This is a genomic window from Kitasatospora sp. NPDC007106, assembly GCF_040634455.1.
Taxonomy (GTDB): Bacteria; Actinomycetota; Actinomycetes; order Streptomycetales; family Streptomycetaceae; genus Kitasatospora; species Kitasatospora arboriphila.
Window position 1 is genome coordinate 1 of record NZ_JBEYFP010000393.1, and the last position, 5,579, is coordinate 5,579.

Genomic DNA, 5,579 nt, shown 5'->3' on the forward strand with positions numbered 1-5,579 from the left:
TTGTGTTTTTTTGTGGTGTTCTGTGCGGAGCGCCGGCCGGCAACCCCGGGGGGGGGGCCCCCCGCTCCGCGGTGGCGTGGGCGAACAGCCGGCGCATCGCCTCCGGGAGGTCCTCGGGGGAGCGGACGGGGCGGCCGAACTCGAAGCGGGCGTCCAGCACCCGGCCGTCCTCGCCGACCAGCCGCAGCCGCAGGCCGAAGCGGTCGAGGGCGACCGGCCGGACGGCGCGGACGCCGTCGGCGCTCGGCGCGGAGCGCTGGCCGGCGGCCCGCAGTCCGAGGGCCCGCACCTGGTCGGCGTGCGAGGAGTCGAGGTGCTGCAGCAGCTGGGCCTCCTCGGCGGCGAGCGGGTCGGCGGAGGCGGCGGCGAACGCGGCCGGCTCGACGCAGCAGACCGAGCCCCACAGGTCCTCGACCGCGAGGTGCTCCGGCTCCAGGCAGAGCAGCACGTGGCCGGTCGCGCGGCGGCGCGGGAAGAGCGCGGCGACCCGGGCGGGGGTGGCCCGGGACATCACGGTCAGCCGGCCCTGCACCGCGGCCCGGCCGCGGATGCGGTGCGGCAGCGCGACGGGGGCCACGTCGACGGCGTCGAGCTCCGCGGTGACCGGGCCGTCGCGGCGGGCCAGCACCGCGATCCGGTGCACCGGCGAGCCGTCCTCGACCAGCACCGCCACCGCGCCGTCCGGCAGGACGGCGCAGTCCACCAGCGGCGGCGGCCCGGGCCGTTCGACCAGGTCGATCCCGGGTACGTCCAGCACCACCGAGGAGGCGAACTCCAGCAGCGTACGGATTCGTTCGGCGGCACTCGGCGCGGCGTCGGACATCGCCCCTCCTCGTCAGGTTAGGTAAGCCTAGCCTAATTTCCGATGGGCGCCAGTGGCATGTGCGCACGTGTCCCGCGGGTCGGGGCCGGCCGGCGGTCCGTCGCCGCGGTCAGGCGGCCGCCGATCCGAGCATCCGCAGCACCAGGACGCCGTAGCGGCGGCCGAGCTCCTCGGGGCTCTCGGTGGAGCGGTCGGTGTACCAGCGGGCGACGTCGATGCCGAGCGAGGTCACGGCCCGGGCCGCCGTCCGGGAGTCCGGCACCTCGAACTCGCCCCGGGCGACGCCCTTCTCGATGATCCGGCGGACGGTGTCCTCGATCCGGATCCGCAGCTCGGCGACCTCGGCGAAGGCGTCCTCGGGCAGCGCGTGCAGCTCGTTGTTGACGATCCGGCCCACCGTGTGGCCGCGGGCGTGCCAGGCGGTGAACTCCTCCACGAGCCGCCGCATCTGCTCCACCGGCTCGCCGCTCGCCGCCTCGGCCCCCTCCACCAGGTCGAGGGTGGCCCGGTGGCCGGTACGGCTGATCTCGGAGAGCAGCGCCGCCTTGGACGGATAGTGGATGTAGAGCGCAGCGGGGCTCATCCCGGCGCCGGTGGCGATGTCCCGGGTCGTCGTGGCGTGGTAGCCGCGGCGGGCGAAGGACTCGACGGCCGCGAGCAGCAGGCGCCGGGCGGCCTCGGTGCGCTCCCCGGGCCACAGGTCGGCGGTCGCTTGGTCGGTCATGGCGTCAATCCTCGCAGACGGATCAAGGCCGGAGGCGCCCGGCTGTTGACAGTGTGGCCCGTCGCCAACATGCTAAGCAAGCGCTTAGTCAGCACCCTGTCGAGACGTACGGCGAAAGGTTCGGCGATGACACCCTCCTTCAAGGGCCAGGTGGCCCTGGTCACCGGCGCCAGCCGGGGCATCGGCCTCGGCATCGCCCGCGAACTGGTCCAGCGCGGGGCCAAGGTCTGCATCACCGCCCGCAACCCCGAGCCGCTCGCCGAGGCCGTCCGCGACCTCGGCGGCCCCGACCACGCCCTCGCCGTGGCCGGCAAGTCGGACGACGCGGCCCACCAGGAGGAGGCCGTCGCCCGCACCCTGGAGACCTTCGGCCGGCTCGACATGCTGGTCAACAACACCGGCATCAACCCCTCCTACGGCCCGGTGCTCGACACCGACCCCGCGGTCGCCGCCAAGATCCTCGCCGTCAACGTCCTCGCCCCGCTGGCCTGGACCCGCCGCGCCCACGCGGCCTGGATGGGCGAGCACGGCGGCGCGGTCGTCAACGTGGCCTCCATCGCCGGCATCCGCGCCTCCGCCAACATCGGCATGTACGGCGTCAGCAAGGCCGCCCTGATCCGCCTCACCATGGAACTCGCCGCCGACCTCGGCCCCGACATCCGGGTCAACGCGGTCGCACCCGCCGTGGTGAAGACCAAGTTCGCCGAGGCACTGTTCGAGGGCCGCGAGGAGAAGGTGATCCGCGCCTACCCGCTCGGCCGCCTCGGCCTGCCCGAGGACATCGCCGGCGCCGTCGCCTTCCTGCTCTCCCAGGACGCCGCCTGGATCACCGGCCAGACCCTCGTCGTCGACGGCGGCGTCACCCTGGGCGGCGGGCTGTGACCGGCCTCGCCGGGCAGGGCGTCGTCGTCACCGGCGCCGGCCGCGGCATCGGCGAGGCACTCGCGGCCGCCTTCGCCGCCGCCGGCGCCCGCGTCGTCGTCAACGACCTCGACACCGAGGCCGCCGAGGCCGTCGCCGCCCGGATCGGCGGCATCCCCGCCCCCGGCGACGCCGCCTCGCCCGAAGGCGTCGCCGCCCTGATCTCCGCCGCCCGCGACGCCCTCGGCCGGATCGACGTCTACTGCGCCAACGCCGGCATCGCCCCCGTCGGCGGCGCCGACGCCGGACCGGAGGTCTGGGCCCGCGCCTGGGACGTCAACGTCATGTCCCACGTCCGCGCCGCCGAACAACTCCTCCCCGACTGGCTGGAGCGCGGCGAGGGCCGCTTCCTCGCCACCGTCTCCGCGGCCGGTCTGCTCACCATGCTCGGCTCCGCCCCGTACGCCGTCTCCAAGCACGGCGCCCTCGCCTTCGCCGAATGGCTCGCCGCCACCTACCGGCACCGCGGCCTCAAGGTCCACGCGCTCTGCCCGCAGGGCGTCCGCACCGCGATGCTGGAGGGCACCGGCGCCGCCGGCCAGGTCCTGCTCACCCCGAACGCCATCGAGCCCGACGAGGTCGCCGCCGCCACCCTCGCCGCGATCACCGAGGAGCGGTTCCTGATCCTGCCGCACCCCGAGGTCGCCGACTACTACGCCGCCCGCGCCACCACCCCCGACCGCTGGATCGGTGGCATGAACCACCTCCAGCAGGCCATCGAGACCAAGGAGGGCAGCCCCGCATGACCGGCATGAAGGCCTGGCAGGTCACCGAACTCGGCGAACCCGCCGCAGTGATGCGGCAGACCGAGACCGAACGCCCCGGAGCCGGCGAGGGCAAGCTGCTGGTCAAGGTCCGCGCCGCCGCCGTCAACTTCCCCGACGCCCTGATGTGCCGCGGCCACTACCAGGTCCGCCCGCCGCTGCCCTTCACCCCCGGCGTCGAACTCTGCGGCGAGATCGCCTCCGGCGACCGCGCGGGCGAACGCGTCGTCGGCACCCCGCTGCTGCCCGCCGGCGCATTCGCCGAGTACGCCCTGATGGACCCGGCCACCGCCTTCCCCGCCCCGGCCGCCCTCGACGACGCCGAGGCCGCCGCCCTCCACATCGGCTACCAGACCGCCTGGTTCGGCCTGCACCGCCGGGCCCGGATCCAGGCCGGCGAGACCCTCCTCGTGCACGCCGCAGCGGGCGGTGTCGGCAGCGCCGCCGTCCAGCTCGGCAAGGCCGCCGGCGCCCGGGTCATCGGCGTGGTCGGCGGGCCGGAGAAGGCCGCCGCCGCCGAGGCGCTCGGCGCCGACCTGGTGATCGACCGCCACCACGAGGACTTCATCGCCGCCGTCAAGGAGGCCACCGGCGGCCGCGGCGCCGACGTCGTCTTCGACCCGGTCGGCGGCGAGGCCTACACCGGCTCCACCAAGTGCATCGCCTTCGAGGGCCGGATCATCGTCGTCGGCTTCGCCGGCGGCACCATCCCGGCCCCCGGACTCAACCACGCCCTGGTCAAGAACTACGCGATCCTCGGCCTGCACTGGGGGCTCTACAACGCCCACGACCCGCAGGCCGTCCGCGACTGCCACACCGAACTCACCGACCTCGCCGCCAAGGGCGTCGTCAAGCCCCTGATCGGCGAACGCTTCTCCTTCGACCGCGCCGCCGAAGCCGTCCAACGCGTCGCCGACGGCACCTCCATCGGCCGCCTCACGGTGCATCCGTAAAGCATCGGGCAGCCACCACAGGGGCGCGTGGGGAGAAACCCCGTGCGCCCCTGTTCCGTCCTGCCCGTGCAGTTCAGCCGTCGAGCAGCGGGAACAGCCGGGCGACCACCGCGACCGGCCGCGCCGCCGCCGGCCGCCGGGCCGGCAGGTCCTCACGGTCGCCGTACCGGGCGAGCAACTGCCGTACCTCTTCGGCAACCCGGGACATCTCCTCCGGCGTCAGGTGGACGACGGCGCTGAACGCCTCGTCGTGCCGCCACTCCTGGGGCGCCCGCCCGCGATGGGCCAGCCACTGCCGGTAGCTCTCGTCCTCCAGGCCCCGCGCCAGCTCGCCGAACTCCTGGCTCCCGCCCGGCTCTTCCACCGTGCCGCCCGCCTGCCGCAGGCGCCAGGGCCTGGCGCGTCCGCCGGTCTGCGGCACCTCCTCGATCCGGCCGTGCCGGGCCAGCTGCCTGAGGTGGAACGAGCACAACCCCGAGCTGTACCCGAGGCGACCCGCCGCACTGGTGGCCGTGACCGTGCCCTCCTCCGCCAGCAGGCGCAGCAGCGCCGTCCGCACCTCGTGGTCGGACAGTTCTCCGCCGGGCCGTGCCGCTCGCCGAATTGACGCTTCCTCAGTCACTTTGCAAAGTCTGCTACTTTGCAAAGCGCCCGGCAAGCGCCGGCAGGCAGCCGAGGGCCCGTGCAGCCGAGGGCCCGTGCCCGACATGCGAGGGGGAACACCGATGCCGGAGCAGCGCCACCACCGGGCCCGGGCGGCCGACGGGCCGCGGGTCCTGGTCCAGGGCGAACCGGTCGACCACTGCCCGGTGCCACCGCCGGAGGCGACCCGCGGCTCGGTGCTGCGGATCACGGAGGCGGGTGAGGAGGTCCTGCACCGGCCCTGCCGCCCGGCCGGCGCGGAGTTCGGCAGCCCGGAGCTCGCCCGGCTGATCGACGACATGTTCGCCACCATGTACACCGCCGAAGGCGCCGGCCTGGCGGCCAATCAGGTCGGTGTCGACCTGCAACTCTTCGTCTACGACTGCCTCGACGACGCCGGCGTCCGCCACGTCGGCCACGTCCTCAACCCCGTGCTCGACCCGGAGGACGTGCGCGGGCGCCGCCTCCTCGACGACGACGAGGGCTGCCTCTCCGTCCCCGGCGCGGCCATGGAGGTGCCGCGCTCCGCCCGCACCGTCGTCCGCGGACAGGACCGCGACGGCCGTCCGATCACGGTCGAGGGCACCGGCTACTTCGCCCGCTGCCTGCAGCACGAGACGGACCACCTGCACGGCCGCCTCTACCTCGACCGCCTCTCCGGGCGGGCTGCCGCTTCCGGTGTGAGCCTGGTCCTGTTCGCGGGCTTCATCCTCATCCTGCTCGTTTGCCTGCACCTCAGCTGGGAGGCCAGC

At 74.5% G+C, this 5,579-nt stretch carries 7 protein-coding genes; 4 read left to right on the plus strand and 3 right to left on the minus strand.

Going from position 1 to position 5,579, the window contains the following annotated elements:
- A partial coding sequence (locus ABZ641_RS24325; RefSeq protein ID WP_359984869.1) for a DUF2470 domain-containing protein occupies window positions 1-823 on the minus strand: 823 nt, incomplete at its 3' end.
- A gap of 109 nt (window positions 824-932) precedes the next feature.
- Window positions 933-1,547, minus strand: coding sequence for a TetR/AcrR family transcriptional regulator (locus tag ABZ641_RS24330; RefSeq protein WP_344621772.1), 615 nt, complete (start codon window positions 1,545-1,547; stop codon window positions 933-935).
- Window positions 1,548-1,673: 126 nt separating this feature from the next.
- Here ABZ641_RS24330 and ABZ641_RS24335 point away from each other — a divergent pair, with 126 nt between their 5' ends.
- The 3 genes from ABZ641_RS24335 to ABZ641_RS24345 are packed head-to-tail and all read left to right on the plus strand — an operon-like array spanning window position 1,674 to window position 4,185.
- Window positions 1,674-2,429, plus strand: a complete 756-nt coding sequence (locus ABZ641_RS24335; RefSeq protein ID WP_344621773.1) for an SDR family oxidoreductase — start codon at window positions 1,674-1,676, stop codon at window positions 2,427-2,429.
- The gene (locus ABZ641_RS24340; RefSeq protein WP_344621774.1) at window positions 2,426-3,214 is read left to right on the plus strand and encodes an SDR family NAD(P)-dependent oxidoreductase; all 789 of its coding nucleotides are present in this window, start codon (window positions 2,426-2,428) and stop codon (window positions 3,212-3,214) included. The genes ABZ641_RS24335 and ABZ641_RS24340 overlap by 4 nt, the downstream gene beginning before the upstream one ends.
- A 5-nt stretch (window positions 3,215-3,219) precedes the next feature.
- Window positions 3,220-4,185: an NADPH:quinone oxidoreductase family protein gene (locus ABZ641_RS24345; protein ID WP_359984879.1), complete on the plus strand. Its 966-nt coding sequence runs from the start codon at window positions 3,220-3,222 to the stop codon at window positions 4,183-4,185.
- Between the two features lie 73 nt (window positions 4,186-4,258).
- Here ABZ641_RS24345 and ABZ641_RS24350 read toward each other — a convergent pair whose 3' ends face one another.
- The gene (locus tag ABZ641_RS24350; RefSeq protein ID WP_359984873.1) at window positions 4,259-4,744 is read right to left on the minus strand and encodes an ArsR family transcriptional regulator; all 486 of its coding nucleotides are present in this window, start codon (window positions 4,742-4,744) and stop codon (window positions 4,259-4,261) included.
- Window positions 4,745-4,910: 166 nt separating this feature from the next.
- On the opposite strand from ABZ641_RS24350, the gene def reads away from it, so the two are divergent.
- The coding region (gene def, locus ABZ641_RS24355; RefSeq protein WP_359984876.1) for a peptide deformylase at window positions 4,911-5,579 on the plus strand (669 nt) is incomplete at its 3' end.